Here is a 19,424-nt window from a genome sequence, read left to right on the forward strand (position 1 = left end):
GGGTGCAGAACTGGAGACGTCGCGGACGTGGTGGTTCCCAGCGCATCACCGCCCGCCTCGATGCGCACGAGAGTGAGCTCATCGCCTCGCTCGTCGGGTCGATGACCGAGCTGCTCGACGAGCGGTCGCAGAGTGCACCGACCGACGACCTGTCGGCCATCACGGGTATCGAGACCGGACATTCCGCCCCACCGGACGACGCGACCCTTGGCCGACTCCTGCCCGACTTCCACCGACCCGATCAGGATCGGGAACTGGTCGCCGACACCGTGACCGGTGATCTCAACGGTGCTCTGCGCAGCGTGCACGAGCCGCACATCATCGCCACGAAGATGTCGGCGGCGCAGGTGGTGCTCGACACCTTGCCGCCCGGCGGTGGCGAGCTGTCGCTGACCCCGGCCCAGGCCGAGCAGTGGCTCACCGCGGTGAACGACGTGCGACTCGCGCTCGGCGCCATGCTCGGCGTCACCGAGCACACGCCCGACCAGCTCCCGCCCGACGATCCCCAGGCCGCTCACCTCGACGTCTACCACTGGCTGACGGTGGTCCAGGAACTGCTCGTCGTCGCCCTGATGGGGAAGTGACGGGTGATCCGGTGACCGGGACGGCTGCACCGCGCGGTGGGTGGACGCCCGGGGCGCATGACTCCCTCGGCGACGTCGCGGGCATCACGGTCGGGCACGCGCACCGGATCGACGACGACGTGACGGTCGCGACCGACACGACCCCGGGTGCGGGGTGGGCGACGGGCACCACCGTCGTCCGCCTGCCCGTCGGGTCGGTGGCCGCGGTCGACGTGCGCGGAGGCGGACCCGGTACACGCGAGACCGACCTGCTCGACCCGGCCAACACGGTGCAGACCGCGCACGCGATCGTCCTGTCGGGCGGCAGTGCGTACGGGCTGGCCGCGGCCGACGGCGTGATGACCGCGCTCGGCGAGGCCGGCGTCGGACTGCCGATGAACGCGTTCGGCGACGTCGTCCCCATCGTCCCGGCGGCGGTCGTCTTCGACCTGCCGGTCGGGGGGTGGACCTGCCGTCCCGACGCGGCCTTGGGCGCCGAGGCGGTCGCCGCGGCGGGCATCGACGTCGGGTCCGGTTCGGTCGGCGGCGGTGCAGGTGCGCGAGCCGGTGTGCTTAAGGGCGGCGTCGGGACGGCGTCGGTCGTGCTCGACCATCCGGCCGCACCGGGGGTCACGATCGCGGCACTGATGGTCGCCAATCCGGTCGGCGACGTCATCGACCCCGACACCGGACTGCCCTGGGGTTGCAGCCCCGCCGACCTGGACTACTTCGGTGTGGGGCCGGCGTCCCCGGAGGATCTCGAGACCTATCGGTCGCTGCGTGCCAAGGCGACCGTGCTCAACACGACCATCGGGATCGTGGCGACCGACGCCGGCCTCGACCCGGCGTCGACGAAACGGATCGCGATGGCCGCGCACGACGGCATCGCGCATGCGGTGCGTCCGGCGCACTCGCCCCTCGATGGTGACACCGTCTTCGCGGTGTCCACCGGGACGGCCGAGACCGTGCGCGCCGCCGCGGTGCCCACCGGGATGAACCCCGACGTGGCGTCGGTCGCCGTGCTCGCCGAGGCGGCCGCGGTGGTGGTACGGCGGGCGATCGTGAACGCGGTCTTGGCGGCGACGTCGGTGGCATCGATCCCCACCTTCGGTGACACGTTGCCCTCGACGTCGCGTCGGTGACACCGCGGAGACACCGACCGGACCCCGGTAACCTCGGGAGGGTGATCGCCTCATGAGCGCCTCGACGCCGGTCCCCCCGATCGGGGCGCCGGGACCCCGCAGACCGGGTTCGGTGGGTGACCGCGCCCTGTGGGTCCGCTCGGCGGTCGTCATGATCGTCGTCATCGGTGTGCTCTACCTCGTCGAGGCCATCGACGCCGCCACCGACCTGCGACTCGACGACGACGGGATCGTCCCGCGCGAGACCGACGGTCTCGCCGGCATCGTGTGGTCGCCGTTCCTGCACGCCGGGTTCGATCACCTCACCTCGAACGCCACGGTCGGTGCGGTCCTCGGGTTCCTGCTGCTTCTCGCACGCCGGTTCGTCATCACCACCGCGATCGTCTGGATCGTGTCGGGGTTCGGGGTCTGGCTGTTCGGTCCCGCCCATGTCTCCACCATCGGCGCCTCGGGCATCGTCTTCGGCTGGCTCGCGTTCCTCCTCGTGCGCGGACTGTTCAACCGGTCGCCGCTGCAGATCGTGTTGGGTGTCCTGCTCGCGCTGGTCTACGGGTCGGTGCTGTGGGGTGTGCTGCCCTCACAGCCCCAGATCTCCTGGCAGGCACACCTGTTCGGCGCCGTCGGTGGGGTACTGGCTGCGTCGGTGCTCGCCGGGCGTGACCGTCGTCGTTCGCGTTCGGTGCCCGCCGCCCCGCCGCCGTTCGGCGGGACCACACCTCGGTGACACCACCCGACGGCATCACACCCTCGTCGCAGACGGCACCGATCGGCATCTTCGACTCCGGGGTCGGCGGGCTCACCGTCGCTCGCGCCATCGTCGATCAACTCCCCGACGAGGACATCCTCTACGTGGGCGACACCGGCAACGGCCCCTACGGACCGCTGCGGATACCCGACATCCGCGCCCATGCGCTCGCCATCGCCGACGACCTCGTCGACCATGGGGTGAAGGCACTCGTCATCGCCTGCAACACGGCGTCGTCGGCGTGCCTGCGCGATGCCCGCGAGCGCTACCCGATCCCTGTCATAGAGGTGATCCTGCCGGCGGTCCGGCGCGCGGTGAACACCACACGCTCAGGACGGATCGGGGTCATCGGCACCTCGGCCACCGTCACCTCGCGCGCCTACGACGACGCGTTCGCCGCGGCCACCGATCTCGAGATCACCTCGGTGGCGTGTCCGCGGTTCGTCGACTTCGTCGAGCGCGGGATCACCTCCGGCCGCCAGATCCTGGGTCTCGCCGAGGGGTATCTCGAACCCCTGCAACAGGCGCGCGTCGACACCGTGGTCCTCGGCTGCACGCACTACCCGTTGCTGTCCGGTGTCATCCAGCTCGCGATGGGCGACGACGTCACGCTCGTCTCCAGCGCCGAGGAGACCGCCAAGGACGTGCTGCGGGTGCTGACCCAGCGCGACCTGCTGCACCCGCACACCGATCGCACCGCGCAGCGGGTCTTCCGTGCCACCGGCGACCCGGTGTCGTTCGCGCGACTGTCCACGCGGTTCCTCGGTCCGGCGATCGGCGCCATCCAACACGCGTAAAACACCATCGTCGATGCTGTGTGCCGCATCACGTGGCACAGTGGGCGACATGCGTGTGACCGTCCTGGGGAGCTCGGGCAGTGTGGTCGGGCCCGGTTCTCCGGCGTCCGGTTATCTGCTGACGGTGCCCGATCAACAGCCCGTCGTCCTCGACTTCGGACCAGGGGTCCTCGGCGCGCTCCAGGAGCGTGTCGACCCCAACGAGGTGGCGGTGATGCTCAGCCATCTCCACGCCGATCACTGTCTCGATCTGCCCGGGATGTTGGTCTGGCGTCGCTACCATCCGGTGCCCGCCACGGTGCGTGCCCCGCTGTACGGGCCGGCCGGCACGGCCACCCGGATCGGCGCCGCCTCCTCGGAGTACCCCGGACAGATCGACGACATCACCGACACCTTCGAGACCCACGACTGGGTCGAGGGCGAGCCGGTGAAGATCGGTGGGATGACGGTGATCCCCACTCGTGTGTCGCATCCGCCCGAGACGTACGGGTTGCGGATCAGCGAGCCAGGGGGGCGGGTGCTGGCGTTCAGCGGCGACACCGCCGTGTGCGACGAACTCGTCGAACTCGCCCGCGACGCCGACGTGTTCCTCTGCGAGGCGTCGTGGACCCACGCTCCCGCCGAGCGGCCACCGGGTCTGCACCTGTCGGGAACCGAGGCGGGCGAGATGGCCACCCGCGCCGGCGTCAAATCGCTGATCCTGACCCATATCCCGCCGTGGACATCGGTGCAGGACGTGCTCGACGAGGCCCGCGCGGCGTACTCCGGACCCATCAGCGTCGCCCATCCGGGACTCGTCGTCGACATCGAGTGATCTCGGCGCCGACCCGCGATGTGCAACCGCGCAGGGCGTGTTGCGCGGTCGCCGGTCCCAGCCGACGCGGGGTCGTTAGAGTTGGCGCGTGAGCAGACGCGCAGACGGCAGAGCAGACGACGAGATGCGCCCCGTGCGCATCACCCGCGGCTTCACCGATCACCCGGCCGGTTCGGTGTTGGTGGAGTTCGGACAGACCCGGGTGATGTGTACCGCCAGTGTCGAGGAGGGCGTGCCCCGATGGCGCCGTGGCTCGGGGTTGGGGTGGCTCACCGCCGAGTACGCGATGCTCCCGGCCGCGACGCACACCCGATCGCAGCGTGAATCGGTCAAGGGCAAGGTAGGCGGACGCACCCAGGAGATCAGCCGCCTCATCGGTCGGTCGCTGCGGGCGTGCATCGACCTCGCGGCCCTGGGTGAGAACACGATCGCGCTCGACTGCGACGTGTTGCAGGCCGACGGCGGAACCCGGACCGCGGCCATCACGGGCGCCTACGTCGCGCTCGTCGACGCCGTGGCCTTCCTGAACGAGCGTGGCAAGCTCGCCGACCCGCAACCGATCTCGTGCGCGATCGCCGCCGTCAGCGTCGGCGTCGTCGACGGCCGCGTGCGCCTCGACCTCCCCTACGAGGAGGACTCGCGCGCCGAGGTCGACATGAACGTCGTCGCGACCGACGCCGGTCCACTCGTGGAGATCCAGGGCACCGGTGAGGGTGCGACGTTCGCGCGACCGACGCTCGACAAGATGCTCGACTTGGCTGCCCTGGGCACCACCAGACTCTTCGATGCGCAGCGCGAGGCGTTGGCCACGCCGCTGCGCTCGGCCGACTGAGCGCGATCGACGTGCCCACGACCCTGCTGCTCGCGAGCCGCAACGCGAAGAAGTTGACCGAGCTGCGCCGGCTGGTGACGACCGAGGGGATCGAGGGGGTCACCGTCGTCGGGCTCGACGAGGTGCCCGCGTTCCCCGAGGCCCCCGAGACCGGCGCCACCTTCGAGGAGAACGCGCTCGCGAAGGCCGTCGACGGCTGCGCGGCAACGGGTCTCGCGTGTCTCGCCGATGACTCCGGACTCGAGGTCGATGCCTTGAACGCCATGCCCGGTGTGCTCTCGGCGCGCTGGGCCGGACGCCACGGCGACGACGGGGCGAACCTGCAGTTGCTTCTCGGACAGTTGCGCGATGTACCCGACGACCGGCGGGGTGCGGCGTTCGTGTCCGCCTGCGCATTGGTCACGCCACAGGGCGCGCAGACCGTGGTGCGCGGCGAATGGCGAGGACGCGTGGCGCGAGCGCCGCTGGGCGACAACGGTTTCGGCTACGACCCGATCTTCGTGCCCGACGAGGACGACCTGACCCCGCCGGGATCGGTGGCCGGGCGCAGCGCGGCACAGTTGTCGCCGGAGGAGAAGGACGGGCTCAGTCACCGTGCGCGCGCCCTCGCGCGACTGCTGCCGACCCTGCGCCTCCTCGACGCCTGAGATCTTTCCTCAGAGCGCGAGGGCGGCGCGCACCTCGCGGGTGCGGATGTGCTCGAAATAGAACGACAGGAACGGGATGGTGCCGGCGATGAGCGTGAGCACGGTCTTGCCGACCGGCCACCGCACCTTGATCGCGAGGTCGATCGCCATCGCGAGGTAGACGACGTAGACCCAGCCGTGCACGACCGGGACGAAGTCGAGCGAATCCACATCGAAGGCGTACTTGAGGACCAACTCGACGACGAGCAGCAGCAACCACAGTCCGGTGATCCACGCCATCACGCGGTACCGCAGCAACGCATTCTTGATACGCGTCGGCTCGGCGGTCGGCTTCGCCGTGACGGACTGCTGCGGTGAGCTCACTTCTTCTCCTGCTGTGCGAGTGCGGACAGATACCGGTTGTACTCGGCGAGCTCGCGGTCCTCGGGCGGCAGATCGTCGTCAGGGACGTCGCGCGTCGGCGCCGACGGGCGTTCGGGCAGCAGATCCGCAGGTACCTCGGTGGCGCCGCGGGCGCCCGGCGCGAGTTTCGCGACCTCGTCGGGATCGGCCTCGAGCATCACGAATCGTCGGTAGGCGTAGACGACGAACGCTGCGAAGGCCGGCCACTGCAGCGCGTAGCCGAGATTCTGTCCGGAGCCCGAACCGGACTCGAAACGAGTCCACTGCCACCACGCGAGACCGAGGCACGCGAGCGCCGCGACCACGACCAGCGCGATGAGCGCGGGTCGGTGTCGTCGCTTCACCTGTGCCATGGGGACGACGGTACCCGTGACCGGAATCGGGCAGGTCAACCGGTATCGTGACGCTCAGCACGCGCGAGTGGCGGAATTGGCAGACGCGCTGGATTTAGGTTCCAGTGTCCGAAGGACGTGGGGGTTCAAGTCCCCCCTCGCGCACCCTGTGAGGCACTAGCGTGGCAACGATGACACCTGATGGCATCGAGGTCGACTACCTGGTGGTGGGTGCGGGGGCGATGGGCCTGGCCTTCGTCGACGTCCTTCTCTCCGAGACCGACGCCACGGTCGCGTTGGTCGACCGCTACGACCGGCCCGGCGGCCATTGGACCCGCGCCTATCCGTTCGTCCGGCTGCACCAGCCGTCGGCGTTCTACGGCGTGAACTCCGAGAAGCTCGGACTCGATCGCGTCGACACCGAGGGATCCAACGCAGGACATCACGAACTCGCGTCCGGTCCGGAGGTCGTCGCCTATTTCGACCACGTCGTCACGCGACGATTCGCACCCACCGGACGGTTCCACCACCTACCGATGACCGAGTTCACCGACGGACTCGTCACCTCGGTCCTCACCGGCGAGCGCCACGACATCCGTGCCAGCACCGTCGTCGACGCGACGTACAGCAACGTGACCGTCCCGTCGATGCGCGCCCCGGCCTTCCCGGTCGCCCCCGGCCTGCGCTGGATGGCGCCGAACGAGATGCCCGAGATCGTGGCCCCCGCCGACGGATACGTGGTGGTCGGTGGGGGCAAGACGGGCATCGACGCGTGTCTGTGGCTGCTCGCGCGAGGTGTCGACCCCGACACCATCCGATGGATCGTCCCGCGCGATGCCTGGTTGCTCGACCGTCTCAACATCCAACCGGTCGAGGCGTTCTTCGACAGCACCGTCGGTGGCTATGCGTTGCAACTCGAGGCCTCGGCGCAGGCCGAGACCGTCGACGACCTGTTCGACCGTCTCGAGAAGACCGGTCAGCTCCTGCGGCTCGACCCTGCCGTTCGCCCGACGATGTACCGCTGCGCCACCGTGTCGCGGGCCGAGCTCGACGAGCTGCGCCGCATCCCCGGGGTCATCCGCCTGGGACGGGTGCGGTCGGTGGGGGCCGACACGATCACGCTCGAGGGCGGCACCATCCCCACGACACCGAACACGGTGCACATCGACTGCACCGCAGACGGTCTCGAGCGTCGGCCGCAGGTTCCGGTGTTCGCGGGCGACCGCATCACGCTGCAGAGCGTGCGCACGTGTCAACAGGTGTTCAGTGCGGCACTGATCGCCCATGTGGAGGCGACGGTGTCCGATGTCGGTCACAAGAACGAGCTGTGCGAGGTCATCGCCCATCCTGACTCCGACATCGACTGGCTCCGAACCACTCTCGCGAACACGCGGAGTGTCGCGCGGTGGGCGCGTGAGCCGGGGTTGGGGGAGTGGCTCGAGGCCTCGCGGCTCAACAGCATGCGGATCGGTGACGCGAGTGCGCTCACCGAGGAGCAGATGGCGGTGTCGATGCGGGTGCTGCGATCGATGGGTCGCGCCATCCGCAACCTCGAACGACTGCTGCAGACCGTCTAGCCGCCGGGTGGTCTGCAGCAGTCGTCGTCAGTCGACCTGCATCTCGCCCATCGGCCCCCAGCCGTCGGCGCCGATCTTCTCGCTGATGATCTTCGGGGTGTGGGCGAGGTACTGCGGTAGATCCGCGACGGCGGCCTTGAAGTGATCGCTGTTGACGTGAGCCTCGGCGCCGTCGTCGGCGAAACCCTCGGTCAGCACGTATTCGTTCGGGTCGTCGAGACTGCGCGCCCAGTCGAAGAACAGGTTCCCCTCCTCACCGCGGGTACCCGCGGTGAAATCGGCGACCAGCTGCGGCCAGGCGTCGGCGTGCTCGGGCTTCACTGGGAACTTGACGACGATGAAGATCACGGTTGCGCTCCTGGGGTGATGGTGGACGGTTCGTTGCCACGGTACGTGGCGGGTGCACTGGTGCGGCGGGCCGTCACGGCGTGAGGATGGCGCGGCCGCGGACGTTGCCGGCGTCGAGATCGTCGATGGCAGTCTGGAAGTCGTCTAGCGAGTACTTCGCGGTGTGCAGCGTCACCGCGCCGCGTGCGGCGAGTTCCATCAGATCGCACAGGTCGTTGTACGAACCGACCAGGTTGCCCACGATGTTCTTCTCGGCCGAGATGAGATCGATCGTCGGGACGTCGATGTTCTCCCCATAGCCGACGATGTGATAATCGCCTGCCTGCCGGGTCATCGCCAGACCCTCTGCGGTGGTGCCGTTCTCGCCGACGAAGTCGATGACGACCTCCGCGCCGTTCCCGCCTGTCAGCTCGAGGATCTGCTCGACCTGTGTGCCGTCGGCGACGATGCCGCGATCGGCACCGATCGACTCGGCCAGTTTCAGTGCCTGCTCGTTGCGGTCGACGACCACGAGCTCGGCGGGGGTCATCGCCTTGAGAACCTGGATCCCGATGTGCCCCAGTCCACCCGCCCCGATCACGACGCACCGGTCACGCGGGGCCAGGCGCTTGGCGGCCTTCGCCGCGGCGTGATACGCGGTGAGGCCGGCATCGGCGAGCGCGGCGACATCGGCGGGCTCCAACGAGTCGTCGATCCGCACCACGCTGCGCGCGGAGGTCTTGATGTAGTCGGCGTAGCCGCCGTGGGTGTCGATACCGGGGAACGCGTTGGCCTCACAGTGCACGTCGTCGCCGGAACGGCAGGCACGGCACAGTCCGCAGGTGATGAGGGGGTGCAGGATCACCGTGTTCCCCTCGGCGATGTGGGTGACCGCGGAGCCGACCGCGTGCACCCACCCCGCGTTCTCGTGCCCGATCGTGTACGGCAGTGTGACGCCGGACTTCTCGGCCCACTGCCCCTCCAGGATGTGGAGATCGGTGCGGCACACGCCGGCCCCGCCGATCTTCACCACCACATCGAACGGGCCGGTGGGCTCGGGGATCGGGACCTCGGTCATCTCGAGGTTGCGGTGGTAGCCGACCACCTGGACGGCGCGCATCGTGGACATGGTGTGGTTTCCGTTCTCGGGGTGTGTCGAGCAGGACAGGTGGATCAGGAGGCCGCGCGCACGGTGATCTCGGCGAGCGGGACGAACGTCGGGTCGGCGGGCTCGTCGGCGTAGCGGGTGCCGAGAAGCCCTTTGCACCAGTGGGCGTTCCCCTCGATGGAGATGCGGGTGGAACGCGCCCGACGCAGGGCGTGGGTCACCGCGTCGGGCGCGTAGTCTCTGCCGTCGGCATCGACGAGGACGAGATCGTCTGCGTCGGTGCCGAGCCCGATGGCGCGCCGCCGGCTCCGCAGGGAGTGGGTGGCGTCGTCGTCGGGAAGGTCGCCGAGTCGCACCGCTCCGAGTTGTTCCTCGGTGCGTTCGGCATCGGCGCGCAGCAGCCCCGTGAGGCAGCGTTCCATCGCCGCGGTGTGTGCCTTGCGCTGGAACGTCGCGCGTAGATCCTCGAGGTCGGAGTCGGCCTCGTGCCGGAACGTGCCCCGGTACCCGGCGTCGGCGGCCAGCCCGGCGTTGATGATCTCCGAGTCGTGGTGATCGTCGAGCTCGACGATCACCACGTCCGTCCAGGGCAGTGCCGTGAGGGCGTCCTTGGCGTCGGATGCCATGAGGTAGGCGAAGTTCGGCGCGCAGAACGAGGTGGGCAACCGGAGATGGACCTCCACCGTGCCGTCGCCGTCGGTGTCGATCGACCGCACGAACCCGAGATCGGTGATGGGTTCGTCGAGTTCGGGGTCGATCACCGCGTCGAGGACTCGGCGGATCTCGGCATGACGAGTGGTGTCGAGGGTGGGGGCCGACATCATGCGCCGACCATCTCGTCGGCGCCGCGCGGTCCGGTGGCGGTCTCGTCGGCCCCGGATCCTGGAACCTCGGCGAGCTGCAGCTCGGCCGGCACCGGGATGTCGTACAGCTTCGCGGCGTTCAGTCCGAGGACCTTCTTCTTCTGCTCGGTGGTGATCTTCGGGTACTCGCTGAGCTCGTCGGGGATCTGGAAGTCGACGAACGTCTCCACGAGCCATTTCGGCGTCCAGAGCGCGTAGTCGGAGGAGAAGAAGATGCGGTCCTCGCCGAGCCAGTAGAGGAGCTCGCCCATGATCTGCGCGAAGTACTTGGGGCGGGTGTGCATGAACGGGATCGCCACGGCGAGGCCGGCGTAGACGTTCGGCTCCTGTGTCGCGATCCAGCAGAAATCCTCGAGCCGGGGGAGACCGCAGTGTTCGACCACGAAGTTGAGGTCGGTGAAGTCCGACGCCACGTGGTCGACGTCGGCGACGTCGAAGGCATCGCGGTCGAGTGGGCGGATGGTGGGGCCCTTGTGGACGTGGATGTTGCGGATGCCGAGCTTGCGGCACTCCTCGAGGTAGCGGTACGCCCACGGGTCGTCGAGCTTGTAGCCACGCGACTCGCCATGCCACTCGGCGGTGTAGAGCTTGACCCCCTTGAGCTGGTATTTCTCGGCGTCGAGACGCAACTGGTCGAGGCCGGCCTCACCGTTACGCGGATCGAAGTGGTGGTTGTACGTCAGCTTGTCCGGGTGCTTCGCGGCGAGCTGCGACGCCTCGTCGGTCTGGCCGAAACCCCGGTGGTAGAACTCGCCGAGGTGCGCCGGCTGGAAGATCGCGTGGTCGATATGGCCCACCTCGAACAGGTCGTGCATGAGGCGGTCGCCGCCCTGGTAGAGGTACTCCTCGTAGGTCCACAGCTCCGACTCCGGAGACAGGTTCCGGTGATAGTCGTAGAAGCAGTCGATGAACTGCTTGCCGTGGATGTTGCGCTGGTTCTCCACCCGCGCGTCCCACAGTGCGACGTGGGCGTCGACGATGAAGTAGCTGGTGTCGTCCTTGCGATACATGGCTGTTCTCCCTCTCGTGTGACTGCTGTCACAACGTCTGAGGCCGACTGTAAGGACAGGACAGGGCGCCACCGACGTCGTTGCAGTCTCACTTTGAGACACGTACGCACGCCTGCACGCGACGTCGACGGGTGACACTGCGTGTAACCGGCGTCACACTGGACGATGTGCTCGATGTCGGGGCACGGATGTCGGAGGGATGACGGTGGACGAGGGCGTACCGGAGCGGATCCGGGTGCATGCCGGACTGGCGCACGCGACGTCGGTGTCGAGCCGGGTCATGGCCTCGTGGCAGCGCAGCGAGGACTACGGCATCCCGCTCGACGAGGTCGAGCCGGTGTTCACCGGCACCGAGGACCTCGGTTCACTGTTCTTCCGATGCGGCAACGAGGTGCTCACCGATCTGCACCGGACCCTCGCAGACGAACCCGTGAGCCTCATGCTCACCGACGCCGACGGGGTGGTGCTCAGTCGACTCAGTGGTGACCGTGGACTGCTCCGAGCGCTCGACGATGTCCACCTCGCACCGGGTTTCGCGTATTCCGAGCGCACGGTCGGGACCAACGGACTGGGTCTCGCACTCGCCGACCGGGTCCCGACATTGGTCCGCGCCGACCAGCACTACGCACAGAGCCTCTGTTCGTTCACCTGCGCAGCGGTCCCGATCCTCGAACCCGAATCGGGTCGCCTCGAGGGCAGCGTCAACCTCACGACGTGGTCACGGTCCTCGAGCGAACTGCTGCTCGCGTTGGCCCGCTCGGCCGCGAGCAACACCACCGCCCTGATGGTCGCGCGCTCGCACGGACGACACCCGCGCCGAACCCCGCGGGGACAGATCTTCCGGGTGGAGGTGCCACGACTGGAACCCGGATCGGGGACGCTGCACGATCTGTCGCCGTCGTGGAACGGCGCGGTCATCACCGCGCAGGCGGCGATGTCGTCCGCGCGGGTCGTCGCCGCGATCGGCGAGCCGGGGTCGGGGCGGGCCACGGCACTCGCGCAGGCAGCACGCCACACCTTCCCGCGCGATCGGATCCTGTCCGCCTCGGCACCGGCCCCGACCGACGTGAGCACGTGGTTGGGCCTGTGGACGCCCGAGGTCGGCAAGGACCACACCGCGGTCATCGTGCGCGACGTCGACATGCTGCCCGGTTGGGTGGCCGAACACCTGCGCGACCTCGTCGCCGCCTCGTCGCGTCCGGGGGCGTTCCCGTTCGCGATGACCGCCGAGCGGTTCGCCGACATCCCGCCCGCTCTCGCCGGACTCGTCGACACGGTCGTCGCCGTGCCCACGTTGCGCGAGCGCCCCGACGACGTCGTCGCACTGGCCCGCCACATCGCGCGCCGGGTGCGTGGTCGCGACGTGGACTTCACCGCGGCGGCGCGGCGAGCGCTGCGAGGTTTCGACTGGCCCGGCAACGTCGATCAACTGACCAGGGTGGTGAGTGACTGCGCCGGTCGCGCCGACATCATCGACATCGGCGCGTTGCCCCCGGAGATACTCGCCGGCAGCACCCGGCATCTCTCCCGCATCGAGGCCTTCGAACGCGGGGAGATCGTGCGGGTGCTCTCCGACGGCACCCCCACGATGGCGCAGGCCGCTCACGAGCTGGGGATGAGTCGCGCGACGCTGTACCGCAAGGTCGCGCAGTACGACATCGATCTCACACGGGCACGCTGACCTGCGGCGACGACGCACCGTGCCAGCACGATCGGCCGCTCGTTGTGTGTTCTCACCATTGCGGGGCACGTGTGACCGCCCACACACTGGAGGACGCGTGTCCGGTGACCTCCGCGGGTGACGCGCAGAGAGGCGGGGCGCGTGTGACCACAGCGAACGAGACCGATGTCGACGTCATCATCGTCGGGGCCGGCCTGTCCGGTGTGGGTGCGGCGCACCATGTCCGGGAGGCGATGCCGAATCGGAGGCTCCTGGTCCTCGAGGCCCGCGAGCGCATCGGCGGGACGTGGGATCTCTTCCGCTACCCCGGTGTGCGGTGCGACTCCGACATGCAGAGCCTGAGCTACCGGTTCAACCAGTGGACCGACTCGGACTCCATCGTCTCCGGGGCCACCATCCGTGACTACATCGAGAAGACCGCCGTCGCCGACGGCACCGACGAGCGGATCCGGTTCTCCCACCGTGTGACCCGCGTCGAGTTCGACAGCGACACCACCACCTGGACGGTGACCGCGCGCCACCACGAGCAGACCGTCGTCGTGACCAGCCGCTTCCTCTACCTGTGTACGGGGTACTACAGCTACGACGCCGGCCACACACCCGACATCCCGGGGCTCGACGACTTCGCCGGCCCCGTGGTGCATCCCCAGCACTGGCCCGCCGACCTCGACTACACCGACAAACGCGTGGTGGTGATCGGCAGCGGCGCCACGGCGATCACCCTGGTGCCTGCGCTCACCGAGAAGGCTGCGCACGTGGTGATGCTGCAGCGATCGCCGACGTACGTGATGGCCTTCCCGCGTCACGACGACCTCGACGAGAAGATCGCGCGGCGGATCGGTGCGCGTCGATCGGCCGTGCTGACGCGATGGAAGAACGTGCTGATCGACACGGTGCTCTACCAGATGTGTCAGCGGTGGCCGCGCTACATGCGGTCGGTCATCCGCAAGGAGAACGCTGCGCAACTGCCCGCCGATTTCGATCTCGAGAAGCACTTCACCCCCAGGTACGACCCGTGGGATCAGCGGATGTGTCTCGCCCCCGACGGCGACATCTTCTCCGTTCTCGCCGACGGCAGTGCGTCGATCGTCACCGACACCATCGACCGCGTGTCGTCGGATGCGATCACCACGCAGGCCGGTGAGACCGTCCCCGCCGACATCATCGTCACGGCCACCGGACTGCAGATGCTCGCCTTCGGCGGGATCGAGATCGTGGTCGACGGGCACGATGTCGCACCCTCGGACACGTTGTCCTACAAGGGGATGATGCTGAGCGGCGTGCCGAACCTGGTGTTCACCATCGGGTACACGAACGCGTCGTGGACGTTGAAGGCCGATCTGGTCGGCCAGCACTTCGGTCGCATGCTGGCCCACATGCGCAAGCACGGACACGACCAGTTCGTACCGGTGCGCCCCGACGCCGTAGACGAGCGACCGCTGCTCGACTGCGAGGCCAACTACATCGTGCGGTCGATCGACACCTTCCCGCGTGCGGGCTCCCGGTCGCCATGGCAGCTGGGGATGAGTTACTACCACGATGTGATCACCCTGCGGCACCGCCGCGTCGCGGACCCGTCGATGCGGTTCACCTCTCCTGAGGACCGACGCCGCGTGGGGGCTCGTCGTCCCGATCGCGTCGATGCGGTGCGCTGACTCCCTCATCGACCGTTTTCCCGCCACGGTGCGGCAGCGGTCGGACGCGTGAATAGACTCGGGGTCGTGAACGCCGATCCGTCCACCCTCGTCGTCGAACTCCCCGAGTTGACCGTGTCGGCGCTGACATGGGGCCCCGCCGATGGCCCGTTGGCGCTGCTGCTCCACGGATACCCCGATTCGGCCTGGTCGTGGCGTCACCTCGGGCCTGCCCTGGCCGAACGGGGCTTCCGCGTCGTCGCGCCGTTCAGTCGGGGATATGCGCCGAGCGGGATCCCCGACGACGACGACTTCCACATCGGTGCGCTCATGCACGACGTGATCGGCATCCACCGCGTTCTCGGAGGCGACGGTGAGGCCGTGGTCGTCGGCCACGATTGGGGTGCGGTCACCGCCAATGCCCTGGGCGCCTACCGCAAGTCGCCGTTCCGGGCGGTGGTGTCGATGTCGGTGCCGCCGATCCCGGCCATGGTGCGCACCGACTCGCCACCGGGTGTTGTCGCCCGCCGACTCGTGCGCCAGGCGCGGATGAGTTGGTACATGCTGTTCAACCAGATCCCCGGGGTCGCCGAACGCTCGCTCGACCGACTCATCCCGCGGCTGTGGCGCGACTGGTCGCCCGGTCACGACGCCACCGAGGACCTCGCTCACGTCTTCGACGCGCTACCGGACGTCGCCCACCGTCGCGCCGCCCTCAGGTACTACCGCGCGACATTGCGTCCGGGTCGCCCGATCGCGCGGTACCGCGAGATGCACGACGCGTGGCGTCACGCCCCCGAGGTGCCGACGCTGTATCTGCACGGCGCCGACGACGGCTGCATGCAGGTCGGCTACGCCGGGTCGGTGCGCGACGTGCTGCCCGACGGCAGCCGGGTCGAAGTGATCGACGGCGCAGGACATTTCCTGCCGGTCGAACAGCCCGATGCCGTCAACGAGCTGGTGATCGAGTTCGTGTCGCGCTGACGACGATCACGGGCGCGGGGGAGACAGCCCCGCGCCCGGCCGATGTCATCGCTTCGCGTACAGCTCCTCGATCGCATCCCCGTGCGCCTGGTGGATCACGTTGCGCTTGAGCTTCATCGTCGGCGTGATCTCGCCCGACTCGATGGTGAAGTCGGAGTCGAGGATGGTGAACTTCTTGATCGCCTCGGCCTTCGACACCTTGTTGTTGGCCTGCTTCACCGCTCCGTCGATCTCGGCGCGCAGCGTCTCGTTGTTCGCCAGGTCGGCGATCGAGGTGTCGGCCGAGAGTCCGTTGCGCTCGAGCCATCCCGGGACGGCCTCGGCGTCGAGGGTGATCAGGGCGGCGATGAACGGCTTGTTGTCGCCGACCACCAGGCACTGGCTGACCAGCGGATGGGCACGGATCGAATCCTCGAGCGGTGCGGGGGAGACGTTCTTGCCGCCGGCGGTGACGATGAGTTCCTTCTTGCGGCCGGTGATCGCGAGGTACCCGTCGGTCAGCGTGCCGATGTCGCCGGTGCGGAACCAGTCGCCGTCGAACGAGTCGCGGGTCGCCTCGTCGTTGTGCCAGTAGCCGCCGAACACCATGGGGCCCTTGAGGAGGACCTCGCCGTCGTCGGCGATGCGCACGGAGGCGCCGGCCACGGGGCGTCCGACGGTGCCCACACGCTGTGCACCCGGGGCGTTGACCGTGACCGCTGCGGCGGTCTCCGACAGGCCGTAGCCCTCGTAGACCGGGATCCCGATACCGCGGAAGAAATGGCCCAGGCGGTCGCCGAGCGGCGCGCCGCCGGAGATGGCGTCGGTGCACTTCCCGCCGAGCGCGGCGCGCAGCTTGCCGTACACCAGCGCGTCGAACACCTTGTGCTTGGCGCGCAGGGCCAGACCGGGCGACCCCTTGTCGAGTGCGCGGCTGTACTCGATGGCGGTGTCGGCGGCCTTGTCGAAGATCGACCCCTTGCCGGCGTCGTAGGCCTTCTGCTTCGCGCTGTTGTAGACCTTCTCGAACACCCGCGGCACCGAGAGGATGTAGCTCGGTTGGAACTTCTCGAAGTCGGTGATCAGGTTCGCGATGTCGTTGGTGTGGCCCAGCAGGACCCCGCTCTCGACCGAGCCGACCGCGACCACGCGGGCGAAGATGTGGGCCAGCGGGAGGAACAGCAGCGTCGACCGGCCCTCGGACATGATGTCGCCGAGCGTCTCGCGCACACTGGCGCACTCGCCGAGGAAGTTGCCGTGGGTCAGCGCCACGCCCTTGGGGTTGCCGGTGGTGCCCGAGGTGTAGACCAGCGTCGCCATGGTGTCGGAGGTGAGTGTCGACCGACGTCGGTCGAGCTCGTCGTCGCCGATGTCGGCGCCTTTCGCGGCGAGCGCGCCGAGGATGTCGTCCTCGATCACGAGGGTCTCGCGCAGTGTCGACGACGCGGCGTCGACGACGTCGGCGTGCGCGCCGCGCATCGCCTCGTTCTCGACGATGAGCAACGAGGTACCCGAATCGGAGAGGATGTACTTCACCTGATCCGACGCCGACGTCTCGTAGATCGCGACCGTGGCGGCCCCGGCGCGCCAGATCGCGTAGTCGAGCACCGTCCACTCGTAGCGTGTGGAGGACAGGATGGCGACCCGGTCACCGGGTTCGACCCCGGCGGCGATGAGGCCCTTGGCGGCCGCGTCGATCTGGTCCGCGAACTCGCCGGCGGTCACGATGTTCCACGTCGAGCCGCTACGCCGCCGGAAGAGGGGCAGGTCGGGGCGTTCGCTGCGGTAGCGCAGCGGTGCGTCGACGATGGCGGCGTCGTCGGCGACGGTGGTGGTCGAGGGGGTGGTCACTTCGGGCACGAGGGTCTCCAATTCGATCGTTCGACGCAGCCCGAAAACGGACAATCCCGACCTGCGGCAGCACTGTGACACAGATTACCTGGTCTGTTCCCACGACAAACCGCGGCAGCACAACCCGCCGATGTGGGCCCCTGCGCCGCAGGTCACGAATAACGGATCGGCCGGACTGGCGGTTAGAGTGCTCGCGTAGACATCCCTCATCCGGTGGGCCATGAGGCCGCCGGCAATCAACGATCGGCTCAGACAAGCCGGGAATCGGCGGGCAAGCAGTGGACGGCAACGGGTCAGAGGCCCAATCGGTGACATTCGCCGATCTCGACATCGAACCCCGGGTGCTCCAGGCACTCAACGACGTGGGGTACGAGAGTCCGTCGCCGATCCAGGCCGAGACGATCCCGCCGTTGATGGCGGGCCGCGACGTCGTCGGTCTCGCGCAGACGGGCACCGGTAAGACCGCCGCGTTCGCGATCCCGGTGCTGTCGAAAATCTCCGGTGGCGGCCGCAAGCCGCGCGCACTGGTGCTCGCCCCGACCCGCGAACTCGCGTTGCAGGTCGCCGAGGCGTTCGGCAAGTACGCAGCGCACCTGCCCGACATCAAGGTCCTGCCGATCTACGGCGGTCAGAGCTACGGCGTGCAGCTCTCCGGCCTGCGTCGCGGCGCCCAGATCGTCGTCGGGACGCCCGGTCGCGTGATCGACCACCTCGACAAGGGCACCCTCGACATCTCCGAACTGGACTTCCTCGTCCTCGACGAGGCCGACGAGATGCTGACGATGGGGTTCGCCGAGGACGTCGAGCGGATCCTGCGCGACACCCCCGACTCCAAGCAGGTCGCGTTGTTCTCGGCGACCATGCCCAAGGCCATCGGCCGGTTGGCCCAGAAGTACCTCAAGAGCCCGGTCGAGATCACCGTCAAGGCGAAGACGCAGACCGCGCAGAACACCACGCAGCGCTACCTGCAGGTGTCGCACCAGCGGAAACTCGACGCCCTCACCCGGTTCCTCGAGGTCGAGACGTTCGACGCGATGATCATCTTCGTCCGCACGAAGTCGGCGACGGAGGAACTGGCCGAGAAGTTGCGGGCTCGTGGCTTCTCCGCGGCGGCCATCAACGGCGACATCGTGCAGGCCCAGCGGGAACGCACGATCTCGGCACTCAAGGCCGGGTCGCTCGACATCCTGGTGGCCACCGACGTCGCCGCCCGCGGACTCGACGTCGAACGCATCTCCCACGTCGTCAACTACGACATCCCGCACGACACCGAGTCGTATGTGCACCGCATCGGTCGCACCGGTCGCGCGGGCCGCTCCGGTGACGCACTGCTGTTCATCACGCCGCGCGAACGTCACCTTCTCCGTTCCATCGAGAAGGCGACCCGCCAGCCCATCACCGAGATCGGGCTGCCCAGTGTCGACGACGTCAATGCCCAACGCGTCGCCAAGTTCGGTGAGTCGATCACCGAGAACCTGGCGTCGGAGAACATCGCGATGTTCCGTCGCCTCATCGAGAACTACGCGCAGGAGCACGACGTCGCCATGGCCGACATCGCCGCCGCGCTGGCCCTCGAGACCCGCGACGGCGGGTTCCTGCTGAGCCCCGATCCGCCCGCGGGTGAGCGAAAGGCCGGGTCCGAACGCCCCGAGCGACGCCAGCGCGAGGGTGGCACCAACTTCGCGACGTACCGGATCGCGGTGGGGAAGAAGAACAACGTCACCCCCGGTGCCATCGTCGGGGCCATCGCCAACGAGGGTGGGCTCAGCCGTGGCGACTTCGGGCACATCAGCATCCGCGCCGACTACAGCCTCGTCGAACTCCCCGAGGATCTCGGCCGCGAGACGTTGACCGCGCTGCGCAGCACTCGGATCTCCAACGTGCCGATCAACCTCAGCAAGGACCAGGGGCCGCCGCGGCAGCGATCGTCGTCGCGCCAGGGCGGGGGCCGGGGAGGCGACTTCGGCGGACGACGTGGCGCGCCACGCGTGGCCGGTCGCGGTCGGAACTGACCGGCACCGACCACCTCGCACGCGGGTCGCACCGTCTGCAGGAAACTTTCCCGTAACATCGGCTCGGCTGCGTCCGATGTCACATTCACGGGCCCACGACATCGTCGTCGTGACCCGCTCCGGA

At 68.6% G+C, this 19,424-nt stretch carries 19 protein-coding genes and 1 tRNA gene; 13 read left to right on the forward strand and 7 right to left on the reverse strand.

The features are described from left to right. The first annotated feature begins 2 nt into the window (after positions 1-2). The 7 genes from aosR (at position 3) to ACLBW1_RS17060 (ending at position 5,540) form a co-directional block, all read left to right on the forward strand. Positions 3-584 (forward strand): oxidative stress transcriptional regulator AosR, encoded by a 582-nt coding sequence (gene aosR, locus ACLBW1_RS17030; RefSeq protein WP_447813021.1) that lies wholly within the window; start codon positions 3-5, stop codon positions 582-584. A gap of 11 nt (positions 585-595) precedes the next feature. Then, the gene (locus ACLBW1_RS17035; protein WP_447813022.1) at positions 596-1,705 is read left to right on the forward strand and encodes a P1 family peptidase; all 1,110 of its coding nucleotides are present in this window, start codon (positions 596-598) and stop codon (positions 1,703-1,705) included. Between the two features lie 52 nt (positions 1,706-1,757). Beyond that, complete coding sequence (locus tag ACLBW1_RS17040; protein ID WP_447813023.1) at positions 1,758-2,429, forward strand: rhomboid family intramembrane serine protease; 672 nt, start codon at positions 1,758-1,760, stop codon at positions 2,427-2,429. A 14-nt stretch (positions 2,430-2,443) separates the two neighbouring features. After that, positions 2,444-3,247 carry a glutamate racemase gene (gene murI / locus ACLBW1_RS17045; protein WP_447813593.1) on the forward strand — a complete coding sequence of 268 codons (804 nt, stop codon included), beginning with the start codon at positions 2,444-2,446 and terminating at the stop codon, positions 3,245-3,247. A gap of 49 nt (positions 3,248-3,296) precedes the next feature. Then, the gene (locus tag ACLBW1_RS17050; protein ID WP_447813024.1) at positions 3,297-4,061 is read left to right on the forward strand and encodes a cyclic nucleotide-degrading phosphodiesterase; all 765 of its coding nucleotides are present in this window, start codon (positions 3,297-3,299) and stop codon (positions 4,059-4,061) included. Between the two features lie 88 nt (positions 4,062-4,149). After that, a complete protein-coding gene (gene rph, locus ACLBW1_RS17055) occupies positions 4,150-4,893 on the forward strand; it encodes a ribonuclease PH (protein WP_447813025.1) in 744 nt (247 codons plus the stop codon). Positions 4,894-4,904: 11 nt separating this feature from the next. Next, complete coding sequence (locus tag ACLBW1_RS17060) at positions 4,905-5,540, forward strand: non-canonical purine NTP pyrophosphatase (RefSeq protein ID WP_447813026.1); 636 nt, start codon at positions 4,905-4,907, stop codon at positions 5,538-5,540. A gap of 9 nt (positions 5,541-5,549) precedes the next feature. On the opposite strand, the gene ACLBW1_RS17065 is transcribed toward ACLBW1_RS17060, so the two are convergent. Then, entirely contained in the window at positions 5,550-5,903 is a 354-nt protein-coding gene (locus ACLBW1_RS17065; RefSeq protein WP_447813027.1) for a DUF3817 domain-containing protein, read from the reverse strand. Continuing rightward, complete coding sequence (locus ACLBW1_RS17070; protein ID WP_447813028.1) at positions 5,900-6,295, reverse strand: transcriptional regulator; 396 nt, start codon at positions 6,293-6,295, stop codon at positions 5,900-5,902. Before ACLBW1_RS17070 ends, ACLBW1_RS17065 begins: the two co-directional genes overlap by 4 nt. Before the next feature lie 61 nt (positions 6,296-6,356). Between ACLBW1_RS17070 and ACLBW1_RS17075 the strand changes: the two genes are divergently transcribed. Continuing rightward, a tRNA-Leu gene (locus tag ACLBW1_RS17075) sits at positions 6,357-6,439 on the forward strand. Positions 6,440-6,465: 26 nt separating this feature from the next. Continuing rightward, on the forward strand, positions 6,466-7,851 hold the full coding sequence (locus ACLBW1_RS17080; RefSeq protein ID WP_447813029.1) for an NAD(P)-binding protein: 1,386 nt from the start codon (positions 6,466-6,468) through the stop codon (positions 7,849-7,851). Positions 7,852-7,878: 27 nt separating this feature from the next. Here ACLBW1_RS17080 and ACLBW1_RS17085 read toward each other — a convergent pair whose 3' ends face one another. From ACLBW1_RS17085 to ACLBW1_RS17100, 4 genes are all read right to left on the reverse strand, one after another. Further along, positions 7,879-8,199 (reverse strand): putative quinol monooxygenase, encoded by a 321-nt coding sequence (locus ACLBW1_RS17085; RefSeq protein ID WP_447813030.1) that lies wholly within the window; start codon positions 8,197-8,199, stop codon positions 7,879-7,881. A 73-nt stretch (positions 8,200-8,272) separates the two neighbouring features. Continuing rightward, entirely contained in the window at positions 8,273-9,298 is a 1,026-nt protein-coding gene (locus ACLBW1_RS17090) for an NAD(P)-dependent alcohol dehydrogenase (protein ID WP_447813031.1), read from the reverse strand. Positions 9,299-9,351: 53 nt separating this feature from the next. Then, positions 9,352-10,110, reverse strand: coding sequence for an iron-sulfur cluster assembly protein (locus ACLBW1_RS17095; RefSeq protein WP_447813032.1), 759 nt, complete (start codon positions 10,108-10,110; stop codon positions 9,352-9,354). Continuing rightward, on the reverse strand, positions 10,107-11,159 hold the full coding sequence (locus tag ACLBW1_RS17100; protein ID WP_447813033.1) for an amidohydrolase family protein: 1,053 nt from the start codon (positions 11,157-11,159) through the stop codon (positions 10,107-10,109). Before ACLBW1_RS17100 ends, ACLBW1_RS17095 begins: the two co-directional genes overlap by 4 nt. 199 nt (positions 11,160-11,358) lie before the next feature. Here ACLBW1_RS17100 and ACLBW1_RS17105 point away from each other — a divergent pair, with 199 nt between their 5' ends. From ACLBW1_RS17105 to ACLBW1_RS17115, 3 genes are all read left to right on the forward strand, one after another. After that, positions 11,359-12,840: a GAF domain-containing protein gene (locus ACLBW1_RS17105; protein ID WP_447813034.1), complete on the forward strand. Its 1,482-nt coding sequence runs from the start codon at positions 11,359-11,361 to the stop codon at positions 12,838-12,840. 143 nt (positions 12,841-12,983) lie between these two features. After that, a complete protein-coding gene (locus ACLBW1_RS17110) occupies positions 12,984-14,495 on the forward strand; it encodes a flavin-containing monooxygenase (RefSeq protein WP_447813036.1) in 1,512 nt (503 codons plus the stop codon). A gap of 66 nt (positions 14,496-14,561) precedes the next feature. Continuing rightward, on the forward strand, positions 14,562-15,458 hold the full coding sequence (locus tag ACLBW1_RS17115; RefSeq protein ID WP_447813037.1) for an alpha/beta hydrolase: 897 nt from the start codon (positions 14,562-14,564) through the stop codon (positions 15,456-15,458). Between the two features lie 45 nt (positions 15,459-15,503). Here the strand turns inward: ACLBW1_RS17115 and ACLBW1_RS17120 are convergent, their stop codons facing one another. Continuing rightward, positions 15,504-17,297: an AMP-dependent synthetase/ligase gene (locus ACLBW1_RS17120; RefSeq protein ID WP_447813038.1), complete on the reverse strand. Its 1,794-nt coding sequence runs from the start codon at positions 17,295-17,297 to the stop codon at positions 15,504-15,506. A gap of 299 nt (positions 17,298-17,596) precedes the next feature. Between ACLBW1_RS17120 and ACLBW1_RS17125 the strand changes: the two genes are divergently transcribed. Then, positions 17,597-19,300: a DEAD/DEAH box helicase gene (locus tag ACLBW1_RS17125; RefSeq protein WP_447813039.1), complete on the forward strand. Its 1,704-nt coding sequence runs from the start codon at positions 17,597-17,599 to the stop codon at positions 19,298-19,300. Positions 19,301-19,424 lie beyond the last annotated feature (124 nt).

The sequence above is a fragment of the Williamsia sp. M5A3_1d genome (assembly GCF_053345315.1).

Bases quoted from the DNA above. Each gene is read 5' to 3' on its own strand.
- ACLBW1_RS17095 (WP_447813032.1), bottom strand. From the start codon at position 10,110: ATGATGTCGGCCCCCACCCTCGACACCACTCGTCATGCCGAGATCCGC.
- ACLBW1_RS17070 (WP_447813028.1), bottom strand. From the start codon at position 6,295: ATGGCACAGGTGAAGCGACGACACCGACCCGCGCTCATCGCGCTGGTC.
- ACLBW1_RS17040 (WP_447813023.1), top strand. From the start codon at position 1,758: ATGAGCGCCTCGACGCCGGTCCCCCCGATCGGGGCGCCGGGACCCCGC.
- ACLBW1_RS17080 (WP_447813029.1), top strand. From the start codon at position 6,466: ATGACACCTGATGGCATCGAGGTCGACTACCTGGTGGTGGGTGCGGGG.
- ACLBW1_RS17090 (WP_447813031.1), bottom strand. From the start codon at position 9,298: ATGCGCGCCGTCCAGGTGGTCGGCTACCACCGCAACCTCGAGATGACC.
- ACLBW1_RS17100 (WP_447813033.1), bottom strand. From the start codon at position 11,159: ATGTATCGCAAGGACGACACCAGCTACTTCATCGTCGACGCCCACGTC.
- ACLBW1_RS17105 (WP_447813034.1), top strand. From the start codon at position 11,359: ATGACGGTGGACGAGGGCGTACCGGAGCGGATCCGGGTGCATGCCGGA.
- ACLBW1_RS17050 (WP_447813024.1), top strand. From the start codon at position 3,297: ATGCGTGTGACCGTCCTGGGGAGCTCGGGCAGTGTGGTCGGGCCCGGT.